At 53.2% G+C, this 1,524-nt stretch carries 2 protein-coding genes; one reads left to right on the forward strand and one right to left on the reverse strand.

Going from position 1 to position 1,524, the window contains the following annotated elements; all coding sequences use genetic code 11:
• On the forward strand, positions 1–222 hold a 222-nt coding region (locus ACTHUM_RS13655), incomplete at its 5' end, for a chloride channel protein (protein WP_440403129.1).
• Positions 223–297: 75 nt separating this feature from the next.
• Here ACTHUM_RS13655 and ubiB read toward each other — a convergent pair.
• The coding region (gene ubiB / locus ACTHUM_RS13660) for a ubiquinone biosynthesis regulatory protein kinase UbiB (protein ID WP_440403130.1) at positions 298–1,524 on the reverse strand (1,227 nt) is incomplete at its 5' end.

The raw sequence follows: 1,524 nt of genomic DNA on the forward strand, positions 1-1,524 counted from the left end.
TTCCTTGCCGCTGCGACCCAATCGCCGTTGACCGCCGCCGTGGTGGTAATGGAAATGACGGGCGGACAGAATTTATTGTTTTGGATGCTGCTGACTTGCATCTTCGCTTCGCAAGTCTCGCGCCAGTTCTCGCCGCACCCATTTTACCACGCCGCAGGTTTGCGCTTCAGACGGCATATCGAAGCTGAAAGCGGATATGTTCAGCACGAGAAAAAAGAATAGGTCGGCATATAAAAAGGCCGTCTGAAAATCGATTTCAGACGGCCTTTATTATGTCGTTTAAAGCTGTATTACAGTTTATTTAAACAGCAAAATCAGCAGCAAAACAACCGCAATCACACTCAGCCACAGGCTTTGGCGTTGCTGTACTTTGACCAAATGCACATAGGCATCGCGCATTTCCTGCTGGCGGTTTTCATCAACCAGCGCACTGATTTTTCGCGGCAGGGAAGGGATGATTTGCGCCCAGTCGGGGGCTTCGTTTTTGAGATTGCGCCAAAGGGCTTTGGGGCCGACCTGTTCGTTCATCCAGCGCACCAAAAACGGTTTGGCGGTTTTCCACAAGTCCAAATCTGGATCGAGTTGGCGACCCAAGCCTTCGATGTTGAGCAGCGTTTTTTGCAGCAATACCAGCTGCGGCTGGATTTCGACATTGAAGCGACGGCTGACTTCAAACAGGCGCATCAGCACCAAGCCGAAGGAAATCTGCGAAATCGGTTTGTTGAACACAGGCTCGCACACGGCGCGGACAGCCGCTTCCAATTCTTCCGCCCGCGTGTCGGCAGGTACCCAGCCCGATTCGATGTGGGCGGTAGCGACGCGGTGGTAATCGCGGTTGAAGAAGGCGAGGAAGTTGATGGCGAGATAGCGTTTGTCGTAATCGGTCAGCGTGCCGACGATGCCGAAATCGAGGGCGATGTAGCGGTTGTCGGCGGCGACCAGAATGTTGCCGGGGTGCATATCCGCATGGAAAAAGCCGTCACGGAAAACTTGCGTGAAGAAGATTTCCACGCCGTAATCGGCAAGTTTGTGCAAATCGATACCGTCTGCTTTGAGTTTGGCGATATCGGATACCGGTGTGCCGTCCATCCATTCGATGGTCAGCACGTCGCTGGTGCAGTAGTCGTAAAACACCTTCGGCACAATCAGCATATCGCTGTTTTGGAAATTGCGTCCGAGTTGGCTGGCATTGGCGGCTTCGCGCATTAAGTCCAATTCGTCGTGCAGGTATTTGTCAAATTCGGCCACCACTTCGCGCGGCTTCAAACGCTTGCCGTCTGAAAACAAACGCTCTACCCAGCCTGCACCAAAGCGCATCAGCGACAAATCCTGTTCGATAACGGGCAAAAGGTTGGGGCGCAAGACTTTCACGGCGACCTGTTCGCCCGAATGCAGGCGGGCTTTGTGTACTTGGGCGATGGACGCGCTGGCGACAGGCTCTGTTTCAAATTCCGCGTATAAAGTGTCGATGGATTGTCCCAGTGATTTTTCGATTTGCGAGCGTGAAAGTTGCGCGTCAAACGG

It is taken from the genome of Neisseria sp. P0021.S006, assembly GCF_051956895.1.